Genomic DNA, 18,860 nt, shown 5'->3' on the forward strand with positions numbered 1-18,860 from the left:
TAGTATCTCTTCCTCCTTTCCATATAGTAGGGAACATAAAAAAGAAAAATTTCCCATATGCATTAATATACCATTAAAATTCTGAATATTTTGTCTAATAATGAAGAATCAGTTTTATTTGTAGAATAGACCCTTATTTAGGACTATTTTCTAATATAATCTCGGCAAAAACGTATATTCCTACAACAAAATGGTAGACTTCGCACAACCACAAAAACCTTTAAATCCTACCAGTTTTTTTCAGGAGCTATTTATCATCTTTTATCATTCGATTCATTTCCACCTTATTTCCTTAACAATCCTGCATTCTTATCTTTAAACAAGACAAGTTAAGGAGATGGAAAGTACTGAGCAGTAACTCCTTCTCCTATTTCTTGTACTTATATCTCTTGAGACGTCATTCTTTTACTATAAAATTTATTCAGTCACTTCTTTAATCTTCGTACTCTTATGAGAAAAATTGGACGGTGTGTCTTAAGGTTCGTAACAAAAAAGCACATTTTTGCCACACGAGAACCGTCCCCATTCGGCACTCTTAATCGGTACTACAATGATTTGTAATGATTTGGTATAATAAAAAGAAAACGTGGAGGTATATGATGGCAAAGGAAAGTTCATTTGATATTGTTTCAGAAGTAGATTTACCTGAAGTAACGAATGCAATTACGCTTGCGACAAAAGAAATTAAGAATCGGTATGATTTCAAAGGAAGTAAAAGTACGGTAGCACTAGAAAATGAAGAGATTGTGCTTGTGTCTGATGACGAGTACAAATTGGAACAGTTAAAAGATGTGTTAAATAGCAAGTTTGTGAAACGCAATGTCCCAACGAGAAATTTCGAGTATGGAAAAATCGAAAGTGCATCTGGGGGAACGGTTCGTCAACGAGCGAAACTCATTCAAGGAATCGATAAAACCCACGCAAAAGAAATCACTAAAATTATTAAAAACAGTGGTTTGAAAGTGAAGAGCCAAATCCAAGATGATCAAGTCCGTGTCACTGGCAAAAATCGTGATGATTTGCAAGCAATTATGGCTGCAGTGAAAGAAGCAAAATTTCCAATTGATTTTCAATTCATTAACTACAGATAGGACGTGAGACCTTTGCTTAGACGAAGGTCTCTTTTTTTTTGAGATCGAAGTCGAAGTTTTGTTATCGATCCCTGTTGTTTTTGCAAAATGAAACATAATACTTAACAAAGCTTCTTTCACAACACACACACATAAAAAGAGCAACCCCCTAAAGGCTGCTCCCGTCATTCTACTTACAATTTCACGTCAATGCTTCCACCAAGATGGGGTTGCATCGCGTGCTCCATTCTTTGAACTTCCGCGGAGTCCATCAGCTTTTCCAACGCTTGTCCTTGCTGACTAGCTTGGTCCATCGATTTTTGCATCATCGAAATGGATGCTTGCTGATTCACCCCAGCTTGGCTCATCGCCATGGAGAGTGAAGGAATTTCCATCGTATCACCACCTTAGAATAGACGTAAATACGAAATACTTTCTAACATCGCTTCACGCTTTCAATGAGCGAGGAAACGATGTATAGTTCATATCGGAAACAAATAATAAATTTTAAGTCATTTTGCATATCAATTAAATAATTTATTAGTGGTAAAAAATCTATCATGATAGACTTCTCGTTTATTCTATTCCTCACACGAAATCCCTTCTAACATATATGTTAGAAGGGATTTCTATGTTTATTTAGTCATGTAGGATACGCAAATCAATGCCGTGTGGATCGCCTTCTAGTTCGACGAGATCTACTTTTGACTGATTTTCCACATCAATAATAGCAACTCCCGGAGTATCTCCTGCCATATCGTGTGTTCCCGTTGCTGGTTCAGGGCCCCTTAACGTAATATATGCGTACTTGCCATCTGGACTAAACACAAGCAAGTCAGGTGCTTCCCCGACAAAATCAACAGAATCAACAACTTCAAACGATTCTGGATCAATGATTGCAGCATCGTCAGTTACACGATTGACCATCCATAAGTGCTCATCATTTGGAGTAAAGGCAACTCCGTGTGCATCTATTCCTCCTGTTTCTTCCGTATGAATTAATTCGTCTGTTTCGGTATCAAAAACATAGTATTCAGCTAACTCCGTTGAGCCAGAATTGGCGAACATATGCTGACCGTCAGGTGAAAGAACAGTCCCACAACCATGAGCGCCGACTTCTGATTTACCGAATGAAGCGATAACTTCTAAGTCTTCCACATCAACGACGACTAAACCACCGCCACCAAGCGTGACATAGGCTTTGCCACCGTCTGCCGTATACTCTAAGCAAATCGGACTTTGATTTGGAAATTCATCTTCATCTTGAAGTGCTTCAACTTCTGAAAGGTCAAGTTCTCTTTCAACAGTAAACTCTTCATTCGATTTATCAACAATGATTTCAGTAAGCGTCTCCGCTGGAACGTTCGCTGTTAGGACACGTTCTCCATCCGGGCTAGGAATAGCTGCGTGAGCTCCTTCCCCTGTTTCCACTGTGGTAATTACTTCACGGTCTTCCGCACGAATCACGGATACCGTGCCAGATCCCATATTGGCTACATATGCATATTCATGTTCGTCATCAAACACTAACATATGAGGTTTATCACCCACATCAGCAAAGTCGATCGTTTCAATGATTTCGTCCGTGGCACCTTCAATGATGTGTATTTCATTCGTTCCTTGATCAGCTACCCATACTTCATATGCTTCGGAAGCCATTTCTTCACTAACTTCTTCGTTTTCTTCATTTCCATCATTTTCATCCGACACATCATTGTCGTTTTCTTCTGAGTCATTTTCTTCCACGTTATTTTCTACATGATCGTTCTCTCCGACATTATTATCTGTCGCAGGCGTTTCATTGTTATTAGAGTTAGCGCCACATGCACTAAGCGTCAATAAAAACACTATAACTACACCTAAAAATAAATTTCTAACTTTCATGTTCATACCCTCCCTTTAATCCATTTAAAACATACCTGTTTAGTATGTTTTGAAATTGTATCAAAAAAAGGTGTCATCGCAAATGATTTGTTAGAAGATTTAAAAAATAGGCTTATGCCTCATCTCTTCTAAAAATGTTTAGACTCTCCCCTTCAAAGGCTATATATACATTCACATGGCTACAACAATTACTTACATCCATTGAACAACTTATCACCATTTTAGTCACTCAAACTATAAATAAAGAGAATTTAATAGTAGTATGGTGAAGAGAAGCAATAATTACCTTTCAATTAAACGTTAAATATATAAATTAGGAGTGATCCGATGCAAGGCGCCACATTTATAACTTCCATTCAATCAGCTTCCACACAGAACTTAAAACAAGCGTATGTGTTAATGACGAAAACATCGATGACAAAGATGATTTCAAGTAAATTCTTGGAGACAACAGACTTTATCCAACGAAAAAAGAAATTTGATCATTATCAACATTTCATTGATAAAGAAGTAGAGCTTGTCGATTACACCAGAGAGGAATTGCCATTTGAAGTGATTGCCGTTTTTGCTAAACGATATGACATATCTCTTTCTTCCATTGATACACAACAAGGTTTACACGAATTTGGCGATCTTATTTTAAACAAAGCGGTTCAATCGTACCGGTCGATGAACAAGAAATTTACAGGTACCACGTTTGAAGACGTTGTCCACCATTTTTTCAAAAAAATGTTCGAAGAAATTGGCAAAAAGTACAAGGAAGGTTCGGAAGAGGAGAAAGAAGAACTAGAAAAAGCATTCGAATCGTTTATCGCGGATTTACCGGAACATCAAAAAGAGAAGTTGAAAAAAGAGTTAAATGTATCTGAGTTATCCCAACAAATGATTAACCGCATCTTAGCTACTAACGGAACGGTTGTTTTATTCTCGGCACTCGTTAATACGATGGGCTTCTCCTTTTATATGGGAGCGACATCACTTCTTGCAAGTGGGGCAAGTTTGCTCGGTTTAACGCTGCCGTTCGCCGCTTATACGAGCATGACTTCACTCATTGCCGTGTTAGCAAATCCGTTATTTTTCTTAGGCGTCATCGCTGTTTCTGGACTATATTTCACAAAACAACGAACGAAAATGACTGAAATGATGTGCTTTCTTGCTGTCATGCAATTGTTCTTTAGTCAAGATGGGAAAGAAGAGACTTCTTCCTTTGATGACATCAAGCAAAAATGGCAGAGTAAATACTCGCATTATCAATATTTGGTGCAAGAAATAAAAGAAATCGCAACCGAAAAAGCAAAAACAACAAACTTGATTGATCGTTACTCTGAAAACAAATCAACGTTCGAAGAAAAGGTTGCAAACGTGAAAAAAAGCATAGCCCAGCAGCATGTGAATATTTCTAACGATCTTCAAACGATGCGTCTTGAAAAACTAGCTGAACATGAGATGTTAGTTACCATCGTCCATCAACTTCAAGACATTGAACGGGACATCGATTTCAAATCCAAGAAAATTATCGGCGGTCAGGGCGTCATCGAAAAAATGAAGGCCAGTGTTCTCAATAGCAAAAATGCAGTCGTCGTAAAAGAAAGAGAACGGAAGCGAAAAAAACTCTATAGCGATATGGCTAATCTGATCGTTAGAAAGGACGTCCCATTATTTGATGTGGAGAGTAAACTTATTAGCGATTTAAAAGATCGAAATATAGAAAATCAACGAAAACTAAATGACATGATTGATAAAATCCAGCATTTAAAAGAACAACGTAAACAACTAACGAAACGTTACCCATTGCTTGAAAACGAACGAAAAGAAATGCTCAAAAAATATCCTGGAATTGATAAAGTGATTCACAGAGTAGAAGACAAGCACGTCCTTTATTCATAACGAGCAGTGTATTACTAACGTTCTAGCGAAGTTCTAGATCAACAAAATGAAGCCCTAGAGGATTCCTCCTTTAGGGCTTCATTTATAGAATTTCTCAACTGTAACTAGTTAATTTCCCCACTTATTTCTTCCTCGTTCGTAGGATCGAAACCGTCAGCCATGTGAAGAGGAAAAAGAAAACGAAAAACCCTATTTCTAATACCGGTAGTCGGAACCAACCGGTGTTACCTGTATCTCCTAGTGTGATACCTAGAATAAGGGATCCGAGGACAAGACTTACCGCGAGCAACAAGATACTGAGCGTCAACTGATTCCCAATCCTCGACACTCGTGAGCTCATAAGCTCGGCTTCAGGAATATGAACGTCATGGCGAATTCGGCCACGATCAATGAGTGTCATCGTTCTTTTGATCGTGTCGGGAAGGTCACTTAGAATATCCATGTATTCCGACGCCTGTGCTTTCAACCGCCGTTGAATTTGTTTCGGACTAACGAACTCACGCATCAGTTCATCACCGAGTGGCTCCACCACTTCAATAATACTAAGGTCAGGATCGAGATCGCTAATGACCGATTCAATCGTGACGAGGGATTTAGCGACAAGCGTCACATCATGCGGCACTTCAATCCGATAAGCACCGATCAATGCAAGCAAATCATTGACGACTTCACCAAATTGAATTTCGTGAAGCGGCACGCTGAAGTATAAGTCTTGAAACTCATCGACATCTTTTTTCAACCCTTGCAAATCTAGATCCATCGGAATGTTACCTATCTTTTGAATGGCCTTCACAATATCATCGGTGTTCTGACGTAAAATACCGATGACAAACCATGCAAGGTTGCCCCTTAGCTCCGTAGTAAGTCGTCCAACCATACCAAAGTCAAGAAAAGCAATGACATCATTTTCCATGATATACACATTTCCGGGGTGTGGATCCGCATGATAAAACCCGTCGATGAAAATTTGCCGACAGATAGAATGAGCGACTGTTTCAGAAATGTGTTCCCTTCGTTCTTTGCTCATTTTAGACGTATCAACCTGATTAATATTCTTCCCATCAATCAGTTCCATCGTCATGACTTTCCTAGTCGTACACGTCCAATCCACTTCTGGGATATAGATATGCTTGTTATCCGCTGTTTGTTTGCGAACGCGATCGGCGTTTCGCCCTTCAATCGTATAATCAAGTTCTCGCCGAATCATCTTCGTAAATTCTTTTACGAGTTTCTTGAGGCGATACCGCTCAGCACCATCAATATGTCGTTCGACAAGCGAAGCAAGCTCATGAAGAATATCGAGGTCCGCTTCGATTTTCCGCTGAATCTCCGGTCGCTGAACTTTCACCGCTACATCTCGACCATCTTTCGTTTTTGCTTTATGTACTTGCCCAATCGATGCAGAAGCCAATGGTTCTTCGTCGAAATCAGCAAAAAAAGATAGTATCGGTTCTTCCATTTCAACTTCGAAAACATTCTCCACTTCTTCATAAGAAAAAGGGGTCACATGGTCTTGCAATTTCTCTAACTCTTCGATGAGCGCTTGCGGAAAAATATCGTTACGAGTACTGGCAATCTGCCCAAGCTTCACAAACGTTGGCCCCAGTTCCTCCAGCAAGATTCGAATTCGTTCTTCCGTTGATTTAATCCTTTTTTTATCTTTCACCTTCCACCACTTGCGCGGCCCAGGAACTTCATCCATTAGTCCAATTTTTTGCACGAATAACCCGAAGCCGTTGCGAATTAATGCGTTAATGATTTGGCGGAAGCGGTTAGCATGCCTAAGCCTCGTATGTTTTAACATCGGGAACACTCCATTCAAGATTCTCCCAATATTATACCATTGCACGCGGAATGATTGGTAATCATTAGTGAATCCATAGCATCCACCCTTTCTTAAACCACTGAGAACTTTACTATCTACTATCATTTCAAAAAACAAACCGATAAATCGCATAGGAGTTTAGAATCATTATAAAAAGGGGAGCTATTACTAATGCACAAGAAAAATATGTAAATATAATGGTTTGATATGCAGATGATATTTGAATGATAAAACTAGAAAACGAAGGAGCTAACTATCATGGAACTTCTATCTATCCTGTTTCAAATCATTATAGCTATTTCGATCATCATCGTTTGGGTATTTCGGTTCGATAACATTGTGAAAGAGTTTAAGCAGTACGAATTATCCGATTTAACACGAAATATTGTAGGTGCAGCGAAAATCTCTTTAGCGACGTTACTCGTTGCAGGCATTTGGTTTCCTTCCCTTGCCCTCTACCCTGCCCTTCTTATGGCTTTTTTAATGATTTGTGCTCAAGCCGCTCACTTTAAAGTGAAAAACCCATGGACGAAACACGTTCCCTCACTTGTCCTTTTAGGATTGTCGCTGTTTGTCGCGGCATTTCATGCTGGTATTCTTAGTTGATCACCTCAGTTAGTATCGGTCTTATTATTTTTTCATCTTTATCATTCTTAATCTATGGTGGCGTCTGCTTAGTTTCCTCGAAAATGAAAAGCGAATTCAAACGTTTTGGGCTTGAAAAGTTTCCAAACCTCATCGGAATTTTAGAGATATTAGGTGGGATTGGTTTGCTTGTGGGAATTGAAATGCGATTTGTCTTAGCTATTTCATCAGGGGGATTGGCGTTATTAATGTTTTTCGGACTCATTTTTAGATTCAAAGCAGGGGATAATTTCTGGAGCTCCTTTCCCGCTATGCTTTTTATGGTTCTCAATGGATATATCTTTTTTGTCGCTTTAGGTTTATAAAAAGAAAGGTGAAAAGTCGATCTAAACATGGGCCAAAGCTCATCGTCCAGATCGACTTTTTTCGTATAAATATTGTTGCTCGCAACCTTACGCTTCTTCTCCTTGTAAATCCTTCAATCTATTATCCGCGATATCTTGAATCGTCACACCTTTAAGGTCGTTCAACTGATGCACGTCCCCATCAACGCTGATCAGCGGATTCTCAATATTCATCGCGTTGAATAAAATAATCTTTCCCGTTCGTCCATCGGACAAAAAGACTTCAGTCCCCGTATATACGCTGACCATATGATTAATAAATGGAATGCCATATACGGCCGAGAGCCTCTTTTCATAAATATCCTTCTTTAGTTCTGATAATGCTTTAAAGGGCGACTGCTTTTTGCGAAAAATACGGTCAGAGGAAACGGCATCAAACACATCAGCAATCGCAATCATTTGTGCCACTTTTGGAATGTCATCACCAGACCGTTCCTTCGGATATCCCGAACCATCCATCCGTTCATGATGATAGAATGCACCATCTAGGATGTACTGAGAAACCCCTTGTTTTTGGAGCATGTCATAACCAATCTCTGTATGTTTAAAAATCGCGTCCGTTTCTTCGGGTGATAACGTGTCTGGCTTATTAAATATCGTTTCAGGAAGCTTTACCATTCCAATATCATGGAGAAGCCCAGCCTTACCAATTTCAATCACATCCTCATCTGGGAAGTGATTTAACTTCGCAATCAGAGAAGTCATCAGTCCCACGTGGATGCTATGGCGCAACAAGTATCCTTCATGACCTTCCAACTGTTGCAAGAGTTCGAGTAAACTGTGGGAGCGGAGTGCTTCTGTCGCTAGTTGGTCAAACGCATCCAACGTCTCCGTCACATCGACTTCAACATCCGCCTCTGTACTATTAAACAACACTTCCAATCTATGAAATTGATCTCGGTAAGCAGCAATAAATGGCTTATGCTGTTCTTTACACTTCTGGTCCAACTGTTCAAGAAACGACGTATGACCGCTTACGGAAATAGTCTTGATCCCATTTTGCCTCAAGAGTCTGATATGACTCGGTGTAATCACCATACCTTCTCTTAGTAAAATAGATCCACTTTCAGATAAAATATCACTAGCAAGCCTTCGATCCAAAGCCAGATGTGCATAGTTATCAATATTGACCTGATCCATGCCAATCCCCTCCTCATCTAACTATCTACTTCTATTTTACCCTTTCTACTATTTAAATACCGTCTTTAGTTGAATAATTAGAGAATGTCCTCAGTAATTTGGGGGAAATGTAGTACTTTTGGTGAGGTGTGATAATCGAACTTAATAGGAGAATAAACGTAAAATGAAATTCTTTATCAAGGAAGAAAGAGACACTAGCATAATAGCTAGAATCCCCTGAGTTGTTCTTAAATATGAAAGGATGAGGTGTTTTCATCAACTCTATCCAGTGGAATTTTTTTCGTTAATATGTAATTCTCATTCTATCAACGTAAATCTACAAAATTCGGATAATGAATCGAGAAGGCACATAAGTCACCAACAAACTAGTTCTCACGCTTGTCACCCACAAAGTAGAGCGCAACAGTTCCTGGACCCGTATGGGCACCAATTACAGTACCAACACTGTTTATTCTTACGGGTTCTTTAAGGTGAGGAAATTTTTCTTCTATTAAATCTGCCACTTTTCGTGCATCATCATAGCATGCCGAATGCGATATAAAACACTTACCTGAGTAATCGGGACCATCGTTAGCGTGCATGTCCATCATACGGACAATTTCGTTAATAACCTTCTTTTTCCCTCGAATCTTCTTGCGTGGAGTCAATTTCCCATCAGCACTCATATTTAACAACGGATTTATGTGGAGTAAACCTCCAACCATGGCAGATGTAGGGGAAATTCGGCCACCTCGTTTATAATGTGTAAGATCTGTAGAGAAAAACCAGTGGTGTACATGAAGCTTATTATTCTCTAGCCAATTGTGCACATCTTCCAATGTTTCACCCTTATCTCTCAGATCAGCAGCCATATCAACAAGCATGCCGTATCCCGACGATGCCGCCAATGAGTCTACAATAAGAATTTTCCGATCTGGATATTTAGATAATAGCTCATCTTTTGCAATATTAGCAGAATTATATGCTCCTGAAAGTCCTGAAGAAAAAGAAATATGTAAGATATCCTTCCCTTCCTCTAAAAAAGGTTCAAAGAATTCAATAAACTGACTGACATTAACCTGCGATGTAGTAGGCATGGCCCCTTCAGAGATCCTACGATAATATTGCTCAAAAGATATACTTTGTCCTAGATCATCGGGATACTCTTTCCCATCTAAAATGTAGTGAAAACTGACATATGGTATTTTTCTATTTTGGAAATACTCATGCGGCATATCCGCAGTAGAACAACACGTTAGTAGATAATTCGACATATTCACCACTCCTTCATTTATTTATCATAGATTATTTACCTTAAATCCTAGATTATCTCATTCCTATTATAGTATAAGACGGACCAATAAATATGTAAAATTTTAGTGAAGATAAACAATTCCATTTGCTAGATTATAGATTTTATAAGCGGCGTATTATAATCTCCGCTCGTTTCCTTGATTATCTCTTAATATAATTTCAACATGGTTGGTTCGCCCCGACATAGAGTACACTTCTTCTCCTGACATATCAACCTTCCTATTAAATTGAAAATATCGAGATTCCCTCGGGCTTAACGTGAAATAATATGGACCTTCCTGATTTAATCGGGCGTAGGTTTCGAAATCATCGTACCTTGTTTTTTGAAAAACGAGCTCAAAGTCTATTGCCTTGTTCTGTTGATTTTCAAGAAAAATCGAACACTCTATTTCAGCCTCCGTTTCTCCCCCTTCTAGCTCAAACAAACATTGGCTTCGGCCACTTTCATAGGATATGGCATATATTCCGGAAGCAACAGTGGATTGGATCGTATCAACGATGACAGGAGGGAATGAAGACATGAATATGATGGTTAGAATAATGATTCGACCTTTCCATTTACTTAAAGACCTAGCTATATATGTCAGGCTTATTATGATTAAAATGAAAGTGCCTATTCCAACGAAGTGAAATCCACTGTAATTCTCCATATTAGAGAATGGCGGAATACCAATTGCTAGTAATAATGACTCTCCAAGGGATTTGTTATGAGGAAATGGCAGAACAATAACTGTCGTAATTAGTAGTAATGTCACACCAACCCAAAATTTCTTTCTATTTTGTATCAGCTTCTCCTCTTCCATCGTTATCCCCGTCCCCTTTGGTATTAGATTATTAAACTGAACACGAATCAACTTAGGGTATTTATACAAATTTTACCACAAAATATTCGTAAAAGTTAGGGGGAGGTCTCTTTGTTCCATTAAGCTGCTTTTGAACTTTTATTGATCCCTCTAACAAGGTCTCTAACAGCTGTAGACTTTGTTTCATGAACTATTTTCTATGTATGTATGAAAACTAGGTATCATTCAATCTTTCGACAATTTTTTTTACAAAAATCGTGTTGCGACAGACACCACCTATGAATATCCACGTTCTAACTTACTGGGAAATGGGAAGAGTAGATTATAAATCAAAATTATAAGGTGGACGGTAACATGGATGAAACGCACACAAGAAAAGTGGACAGGGTAGGACGCATCGTTATTCCAAAAGAGATTCGTGAGGCTTTGGACTTTTCTAATTATAAGCTCGAAATGGAAATGCTCCCAAATAACAAAGGAATCAAGATATTCAAAGGGAACCAAGGAGCGAAAGGCGGGAAATCTTTGGATGACTTTGGAAGGATCGTTGTTCCCTCTGAATATCGCGAAGAGTTAAAATGGGACGAAAGCAAAGAAATTCGCTTTAAGCAAGCTGATAGCTTCGTAGTGTTAAACGATGACCTTGCCGTATGCCAAATTTGTGGTAGTGATCAACAACTGATAGAGATTGAAACCAATTACCTCTGCAAAACATGTCTAGACTCCGGAATTAAACAGCGAAATGAGCGTTTGATCGCTCCTATTGACAAGCTCATTAACGAGTATGTAAACGCGTGTAATCAATCCTTATCGGGTAATCACGTGCACGAAGTGAAAGACCTAGGCGATAACGTGCAAACTGTTTTAGAGTATATTTATGTCGCGCCTTCTGACAATGATTTGATAGAGCCCGTTCAAAAAGCGAATAAACGGCTTGGAAAAATGGCGACTCAAGCGATGCTCAAAGAGGTATTTCAAACAATGACAAATCAATCGGAATACAACGAACAAGCTGAAATATATCACCAAATGAAGGAATTCGCTGATAAAAAAATCAAGAAACAGCATGAAAAATTTGAAGAGAAAATCCCTAAGCTGCTCAATGACGATTTCTTGAAGGAGTGGAAAGAGTTTAAACAAGGTACATTAGCCTCTCCCCTCTCTTCCATAGATCTCACTCAGGCACTAAAAGAGGCAGAAATGATCGTTCAAAAGTCAGCGGCAAACTTGGAACAAATCATTTCAGACAAAAGTGAGAACTCATCAGCAACGATTGATGCACAAAACCAGCTTTTAAACGCGGAAAAAAGCTTCATTTTCACGTATAACTATTTGGCCGAACTAAACTTCGATCTAAAAAGCTATGAAAGTAAATGTAAGAAATATGAAAAAGAGATCGAGCGGTTGAAAAAAGATATGAACGAAAAAGTCCTTCACAATGAACTCAAAAAGAGGCAGAAAAATTTAAACGGAAAAAAGAAGCACATCAAAGCAGCTAAACAGAAGTTAAGCAATTAAAACAAAGCACCTGCAGAGGAGCATAAGCTCTTCAAAGGTGCTTCATTTTTATCCCGTTTTTTTAAATAGCCAATGACTTTCTCACGTCCCCTTAAGTCATTAATGAACAATGAAAATAACTAAAATAAGAAAAAGTTCTGAGCAAAAGATCTACTCAGAACTCAAAGATTATTTCCATTTATTACCGTCAATATACACTTTAATTCTATCAATCTTACCATCACGACTGAAAATAGATTCACTTGTTAAAAGATCTAAAGTATCCCCATCTTCAAAAATACTTTCTGTACCATCTTTATAACAAACGATGATTTTCTTTTTGCCCTCTAGATAATAGATTACCGGAACTGCACAGAATGTAAATCCTAAGGAATTCTCATCTAACTGGATTGTTTCTGTATCCGCAGCATTACTATTCCTAGGTAGGGACCAGATTTTCTTCTCTTTTAAAAACTCAGACTTTGCTAATAACTCCGGTTTAAAACGAACAAGTCCCTTCTCTACCTTCACTCCTAATTCACCTAGTCGTGAGATAAAGTCTTCTTTAACCTGTCCGGTCATACCCGGTTGCTGTACGCCTGCAAATCCAGGAGTATGGGAATAAGCCTCCGTTGGAAATGCACCATATTGCTCTGGTGATTTTTCTACTCCTATTCCATCTTTCATAGCTTCATAATCATTCATAAGCGTCTTAGCTTCTTCATTCATACCTTTTTGACTATAGACATCTTCGAATTTTTCTTGTGTTGCCAAGACTAGCTTTGATACCATATGCCAATAAATACTTCCTAAACCTTCGTATTTATAAAAAGTACCAGAGCGGCCTGTAAAAGCATGATGGTCAAAAAGCTCTGTGAAGATTTCTTCAACGATTTTAATATCCTCATCCTTATACTCTTTTGTGGCCTTAAGTGCTTCTCTAATCTCTTCACCGTTTCTAAATCGACCGTTAAAATGGTACTTACCATTAACATCTTTTTCAATAAACCGTGTATGATTATGATCCAGTTCTGTTTTTAAAATAGTTGATGACATCACTTGTGCATCAGGAATCACATTTTTCTCTAAGAACTTTGGCAACTCACGATTCGGATAGAGCATATAGCTGTTTTGATCTTCACGATAAATAAAACTATTTTTAAGTGCATCTAAGACATGAATGGTTTCTTTTCCATCTAAAGCTTTTGAACTTATAACAGAAACTTGACCTTCTAACATCTCATAAAGATAGGATATGCTACATTTTTCCTTATCAAATCGAATTAGATTGTAAGAGTGGTATAAACCATCGTCACGTTTGTTCTTTGTGATGGAATCTTTTAAATGACTCATGGAAACCTCAATAAATTCTTGAAGAGATTCTATAGAAAGTGCCGCTTTATCTCCTGCAAAACCATTATCATAGATAGAATTTCTATAGGTTTCTCCAATCTTACCTAATGTTTTTACAATGTCAAAACGAGTGTCATCGGACATGTCATTGCCCAGGTATTGTTCACTATCCTTCAGTACCTTCGCTGTATCATGAAACATCTGAAGCACTTCAACTGAAACCTCAATGGAGTCTTCTTTCATTTCATTAACTATTTGACTCATATAGACTTGGAAACGATGCATATAATACAGGGTAACCATGGACAATCCATTCCCAACAAGAGCGTTGTTAGCATCATTCCACTCTGGACGTTGAGTATTCATCCAAATACCACCCTCAGGTACATAGTTAGAGAACTTTGCAAGAAGCGTAACCAAAAGTTTTTCCATTAAGTTAACTTTATAGATTTCGTCCTCGCAGTAAACTAACTTCCCATCTGATCCAATACTTGCCGTTTTGTTCTCAATACGTTGTTCACTCTCATCATCATAAACAATACTGTTTCTTGGGTCGTCGACTAATGCATCAAATCCCTTGATCCTATAAGGCACATTTGCATATACAAAAATGTCTTTATGAAGAAGAGTTTGTAACTTTTCAGGGTTATAAGCCTTTGATAATTCCATTAGCTTTAAAAGATAAATAATTTGATGATCTCCCCAGTATCCAATATTTGACCACGGATCTTCAGGGTCATACTTCTCCCAGTCAATTCCATCTTTCGTAATTCGATAAGGGTTATAACCATCTGCTGTTGATGCATTTACGAATTTAGCAATGATACTCTCTGTATATGAAGGGTAGGAAATAGACAACGCTTCCCAATTTTGAAAAATATCACGCCAATTCCCTTCAAACTTCAGCTCCTTGCCACCATCTTCTTTGGTAATCTCTATATTAAATTTATTCCACGGACGACTTGGATCTCCATGTCGCCTGCTGAATGTAAGTGGTAAGTACTCAAATACTAATCGTTCAAAATCCTTACTATCTAGATCTGCCGCCAAAGCAAGCAGTTCATTATAGTTAATTGTTTCGGGTAATTGACTCATAAAATCTAGCTGTTTGGTATATACGTCTTTATTCCAATTAGCTACAAATGCTTTGAAATCTTCTCTATCAATCTTATAGCCATCTGCATATATACCGCCTCGCATAATATTATAAAGAGTATTTGAAAAGTGTCTATAACCCGCCTTCTCATTAGCAGTACATTGAAATCCGTCAGCATTAAATACAAGTTGTTTAAGATTGTACTCACCTTTTGAAACATCAGTTTCAATAGATTCAAGAATCGATTGATTTTCGATAATATCCTTCATCAGTTTCTCCACTTTTGAAGCACTTTGATTAAGTTCAGCTACTATATACCAGTTTTTTGATTCATGAGCTTTAAGGCGGATAGAATCTTCAACATAGTAAGAACCTCTTCTACCTTTAATATCAACTTCCGTTTGAACGTTTTCATTTTGAGAAAACGCATGAACTTGTTGTTCTGATAAAAGGTAGTTAGGATTCTCTAGTCCCTTTGACCAAACCGTTGTTGCTTTCAATGATTCACTTGGCTCAGCTTTATCTGTTAAAATCGAACTAAGTGTGTAGATACCAAGCCCTGCATTTTCCACTAATTCACAACGTTTATATCCATCAACAAGCGTGCTTTTTGTGGCTTGCAAAAGCGTATTGACTCCATAAGGTAGGATGTTACGAATACCGTCTAGGACTCTAATCTCTACTTCTTTTTCCGCCAGGTTAACCATGCTAGATTCTTTAATAAATCCAAATAAATCACTGCTCTTCCATGTATAGGAATAACTAACCTCCAGGTCGTGGTTGATCTCTTCAAACATAATCTTATTACCTACTGTGTTTTTATATAAGTTTCTTGTAATCTTATATACATTGCTATTATGAAATGAGAAAGGTTTCCACAGAAAATTCTTTTCATCTTTACTGACGATTAGTATTGTATGTGATCCGGTTGTCTCAATACTGTCATGGATTTTATCATCTGTATCATATGGAAATAATGCTGACTCTGCATTTTTACGACCACAAGTCAGCCCGCCAGTACTTGATATGAAAATCCATTGGTCAGTATTACTTACTACTGTCATAAAGAACGGATTCATTTGACTGTAGTTTTCAATCTTGAAAAAAGTATCCTCTTTCATCGTCACTGCTTTTAACGAAACCGCTTTCGTTTTGTTCCGCAAAAGACCCTTTCCAAAGTGCAACTCTTGAATAGTATTCATTATATGTTCCTTTCTACATCAAATTTTAAATTTACCTAGTCACCAATAATTATATAGTTCCAAAGTTTAAAGTGCAATCAACTTCAAAAAAATTAGTTATGAAACGTAAATTTATTTTTAAATGTTCAATGAACTGCCATCATGTTAAATTTTATTATGTAAATCGTTTGTTAAATATAAAGCTGTCGGTTCGTTTAAGTGAAAGTTAACAGTTATTTCTATAAAGCTAAACAAATTTGACTTGAAACGATACCTCTAGCTTTTCGTTTGATGGTTGAAAAACGCTGTTGACTATCTAGTGCTTCTGAAACAGTTGAAATTCAGATTCAAAGTCTTTCACTCTTGTTCACTCCTGACCATTTTAGGCTCTTTTAACCTAGTACGGTCAGCTCTAATAAACTATATAACCATCATTTTTAGCTAGGAAGCAAGAAAATGATGGTAAATTATATTCTGAATGATTAACTCAGGTGGTGACAGGTACCCCGAATTGCTTTATATTGAGCGGTCCGGTCTGCTTACAGATTTCGATAATCATGTAGGTTCATCAAATCACTTTTCTGATTAAGATAAGTTTTTGATGACATCTAGTAAAAAGAAATAATATGTATGGAATGGTTTACTAGTTTACGCTTACATGTAACTCTGCGATAATTGAATTTACATATATTAACTGAGGTGGAGTATAGTGATCAGAAACAAAAAAGACATTAATTATCTCGATCAAGAAATACAAAATACACATGGCAGGTTCAACAAGTTCTCAGAAGATTATTATGATAACCTCATCGAGTTATCTTGGAAAAAATTAAAACGTGAGTATGTTTATGAGACACTGAAAAAACTACCCATAGACACGGTAACTTCTCTTACTAAAAAACTAAATTTATCTAGTTTATACAATCAAGATATTAATACACTTGCAGATGTTAGTCATTTATCTATAGCTAAATTATTACGCTTTCCTGGCATCGGTGAAAAAAGTGCTCAGGCTATTTATTATTCTGCAGAACAAATAAAGAAGTCAATTTCCAAAAATACATACCCTAAAATTAACCCAGAGAATTTATCTGATCAAGAACTACATTTACTCAAAAGCATTTATTTAAAGCAATATGTGTTAAATCATGTTAACGAAGCTAAAGAGAATTTTCTTGCATTACATAAATTAATAAACGAAGACATTCTTGTTGCAAAAAAGAAACTTCCTTACATATTTTCAATCTTTCAATCTAAAGAAAAAAAGGAAAAAATCAACTCTGCCATTAATCAAATTAATCATAGGTTTGATATGGATAAACTTAATGATTTTAAAGAGACAATTAACCATCTAGATTCATACTCTCCCACAGATGAAGAAGTGATTAGCGACTTTCTAGTTAATAATGCAACCTACTATGCTCTATTAGAAAAAATTGATGGTCCAATTAATCAAAAGGATGTCTACGGATTAACGGCTGAAATTGTAGAAAAAGTGAATTCTTTTGAATTGAACACAGATGGATTAAACATAACGTTAAGAAATTATCAAGAGTTCGGGGCAAAGTATGGATTAACTTATAAAAGAACTTTATTAGGAGATGAAATGGGGCTAGGTAAAACTATCCAAGCAATTGCCATTATAAATCATCTTCATCATGAGGAGAAAAAATATGCCTTAGTCGTATGCCCACTAAGTGTCTTAGCAAACTGGAAACGGGAAATCCAAAGATTTTCTATTCTGAAAACATTTATATTCCACGGAAACCAACGTGAGGATTCTTACAATCTATGGTCGAAAAATGGCGGCATCATGATTACCACATATGAACATACAAAATACTTGCAGGGGCTGGACAGTCAAAAACTTGATGTTCTTATTGTTGATGAAGCCCATTATATAAAAAATCCCAACGCTTACCGTTCCAAAAATGTATATCGTTTAGCTGAAATCGCTTCTTACGACTTATTTATGTCAGGGACACCTCTTGAAAATAGACTAGGTGAAATGAGTCAACTCATAGATGTTTTACAACCTGAAATTACGAACGAGATTTTTGAAAATATGCAACTTCTTGAGCCTCAGCGTTTTAAAGAGGTGATTGGTCCAGTCTATTTGAGACGCAATCGCTCTGATGTACTTAAAGAATTACCAGAACTGAATATCATTTCTATCTGGACTGAATTTGGTGAAAGTGAATTAACTAACTATATCGAAGCCGTAAAGGTCGAGGCCATTCACGATATGCGGAGGGCAGGTTGGTCTGGTAAAACACCTAAAGATTCACCAAAATTAAAAATGCTCATCGAGCTATGTGATCAAGCGAAAGATAACGGTCACAAAGTGTTAGTTTTTTCTTTCTACAAATCAACTTTACAGAAAGTACATACGCATCTAAGAGATCGAGCATTTGAACCAATTACCGGAAGTATTACCAATAACAAACGTCAAGAGATTATAGACGATTTTACTAAAGCACCTGATGGTAGTGTCTTAATTAATCAGATTGAAGCCGGCGGTGTTGGGCTTAATATTCAAGCAGCCAGCGTGAACATCCTTTGTGAACCTCAATGGAAACCTTCAACGGAAGAACAAGCGATTAGTCGTGCTTATCGAATGGGACAAGCAAAAAACGTAACAGTTTACCGATTGTTTACAGAGGATAGTATCGATGGACGTATTTTAGAATTACTAAATGAAAAATCTGACCTTTTTAATTTATATGCCAGAGACTCTGGAGTTGGAGATTTATCACAAAATATCCATGAGTCACAATTAGCAGCTCGAGCAATTAAAAAGGAACAGGAACGATTACAAATCTCAACATAAACGGTGTGAAAA

At 37.3% G+C, this 18,860-nt stretch carries 13 protein-coding genes; 6 read left to right on the forward strand and 7 right to left on the reverse strand.

Features of this window, described 5'->3' with window-relative positions:
• Positions 1-599: 599 nt before the first annotated feature.
• Entirely contained in the window at positions 600-1,091 is a 492-nt protein-coding gene (locus QDN89_RS07830; protein WP_280769555.1) for a YajQ family cyclic di-GMP-binding protein, read from the forward strand.
• Positions 1,092-1,264: 173 nt separating this feature from the next.
• Here QDN89_RS07830 and QDN89_RS07835 read toward each other — a convergent pair whose 3' ends face one another.
• Both QDN89_RS07835 and QDN89_RS07840 read right to left on the reverse strand, forming a co-directional pair.
• Complete coding sequence (locus tag QDN89_RS07835; RefSeq protein WP_280769556.1) at positions 1,265-1,465, reverse strand: YjfB family protein; 201 nt, start codon at positions 1,463-1,465, stop codon at positions 1,265-1,267.
• Between the two features lie 244 nt (positions 1,466-1,709).
• Positions 1,710-2,954 carry a YncE family protein gene (locus QDN89_RS07840; protein ID WP_280769557.1) on the reverse strand — a complete coding sequence of 415 codons (1,245 nt, stop codon included), beginning with the start codon at positions 2,952-2,954 and terminating at the stop codon, positions 1,710-1,712.
• Positions 2,955-3,281: 327 nt separating this feature from the next.
• Between QDN89_RS07840 and QDN89_RS07845 the strand changes: the two genes are divergently transcribed.
• On the forward strand, positions 3,282-4,841 hold the full coding sequence (locus QDN89_RS07845; protein ID WP_280769558.1) for a hypothetical protein: 1,560 nt from the start codon (positions 3,282-3,284) through the stop codon (positions 4,839-4,841).
• A 121-nt stretch (positions 4,842-4,962) separates the two neighbouring features.
• Here QDN89_RS07845 and QDN89_RS07850 read toward each other — a convergent pair whose 3' ends face one another.
• Entirely contained in the window at positions 4,963-6,645 is a 1,683-nt protein-coding gene (locus QDN89_RS07850; protein ID WP_280769559.1) for an ABC1 kinase family protein, read from the reverse strand.
• Positions 6,646-6,924: 279 nt separating this feature from the next.
• On the opposite strand from QDN89_RS07850, the gene QDN89_RS07855 reads away from it, so the two are divergent.
• Together QDN89_RS07855 and QDN89_RS07860 are read left to right on the forward strand one after the other, a co-directional pair.
• A complete protein-coding gene (locus QDN89_RS07855) occupies positions 6,925-7,272 on the forward strand; it encodes a DoxX family protein (protein ID WP_280769560.1) in 348 nt (115 codons plus the stop codon).
• Positions 7,269-7,616 carry a DoxX family protein gene (locus QDN89_RS07860; RefSeq protein WP_280769561.1) on the forward strand — a complete coding sequence of 116 codons (348 nt, stop codon included), beginning with the start codon at positions 7,269-7,271 and terminating at the stop codon, positions 7,614-7,616. The genes QDN89_RS07855 and QDN89_RS07860 overlap by 4 nt, the downstream gene beginning before the upstream one ends.
• A gap of 87 nt (positions 7,617-7,703) precedes the next feature.
• Here the strand turns inward: QDN89_RS07860 and QDN89_RS07865 are convergent, their stop codons facing one another.
• From QDN89_RS07865 to QDN89_RS07875, 3 genes are all read right to left on the reverse strand, one after another.
• Entirely contained in the window at positions 7,704-8,795 is a 1,092-nt protein-coding gene (locus QDN89_RS07865; protein WP_280769562.1) for an HD-GYP domain-containing protein, read from the reverse strand.
• Positions 8,796-9,160: 365 nt separating this feature from the next.
• Positions 9,161-10,048: a DegV family protein gene (locus QDN89_RS07870; protein WP_280769563.1), complete on the reverse strand. Its 888-nt coding sequence runs from the start codon at positions 10,046-10,048 to the stop codon at positions 9,161-9,163.
• A gap of 156 nt (positions 10,049-10,204) precedes the next feature.
• A complete protein-coding gene (locus tag QDN89_RS07875) occupies positions 10,205-10,891 on the reverse strand; it encodes a hypothetical protein (protein ID WP_280769564.1) in 687 nt (228 codons plus the stop codon).
• A 354-nt stretch (positions 10,892-11,245) separates the two neighbouring features.
• Between QDN89_RS07875 and QDN89_RS07880 the strand changes: the two genes are divergently transcribed.
• Positions 11,246-12,409: an AbrB/MazE/SpoVT family DNA-binding domain-containing protein gene (locus QDN89_RS07880; protein WP_280769565.1), complete on the forward strand. Its 1,164-nt coding sequence runs from the start codon at positions 11,246-11,248 to the stop codon at positions 12,407-12,409.
• A 168-nt stretch (positions 12,410-12,577) separates the two neighbouring features.
• Here the strand turns inward: QDN89_RS07880 and QDN89_RS07885 are convergent, their stop codons facing one another.
• Positions 12,578-16,039, reverse strand: coding sequence for a hypothetical protein (locus QDN89_RS07885; RefSeq protein ID WP_280769566.1), 3,462 nt, complete (start codon positions 16,037-16,039; stop codon positions 12,578-12,580).
• Positions 16,040-16,727: 688 nt separating this feature from the next.
• On the opposite strand from QDN89_RS07885, the gene QDN89_RS07890 reads away from it, so the two are divergent.
• Entirely contained in the window at positions 16,728-18,848 is a 2,121-nt protein-coding gene (locus tag QDN89_RS07890; RefSeq protein ID WP_280769567.1) for an SNF2-related protein, read from the forward strand.
• The last annotated feature ends 12 nt before the right edge of the window (positions 18,849-18,860 follow it).

It is taken from the genome of Salipaludibacillus daqingensis, assembly GCF_029891575.1.
Lineage (GTDB): Bacteria > Bacillota > Bacilli > Bacillales > Salisediminibacteriaceae > Salipaludibacillus > Salipaludibacillus daqingensis.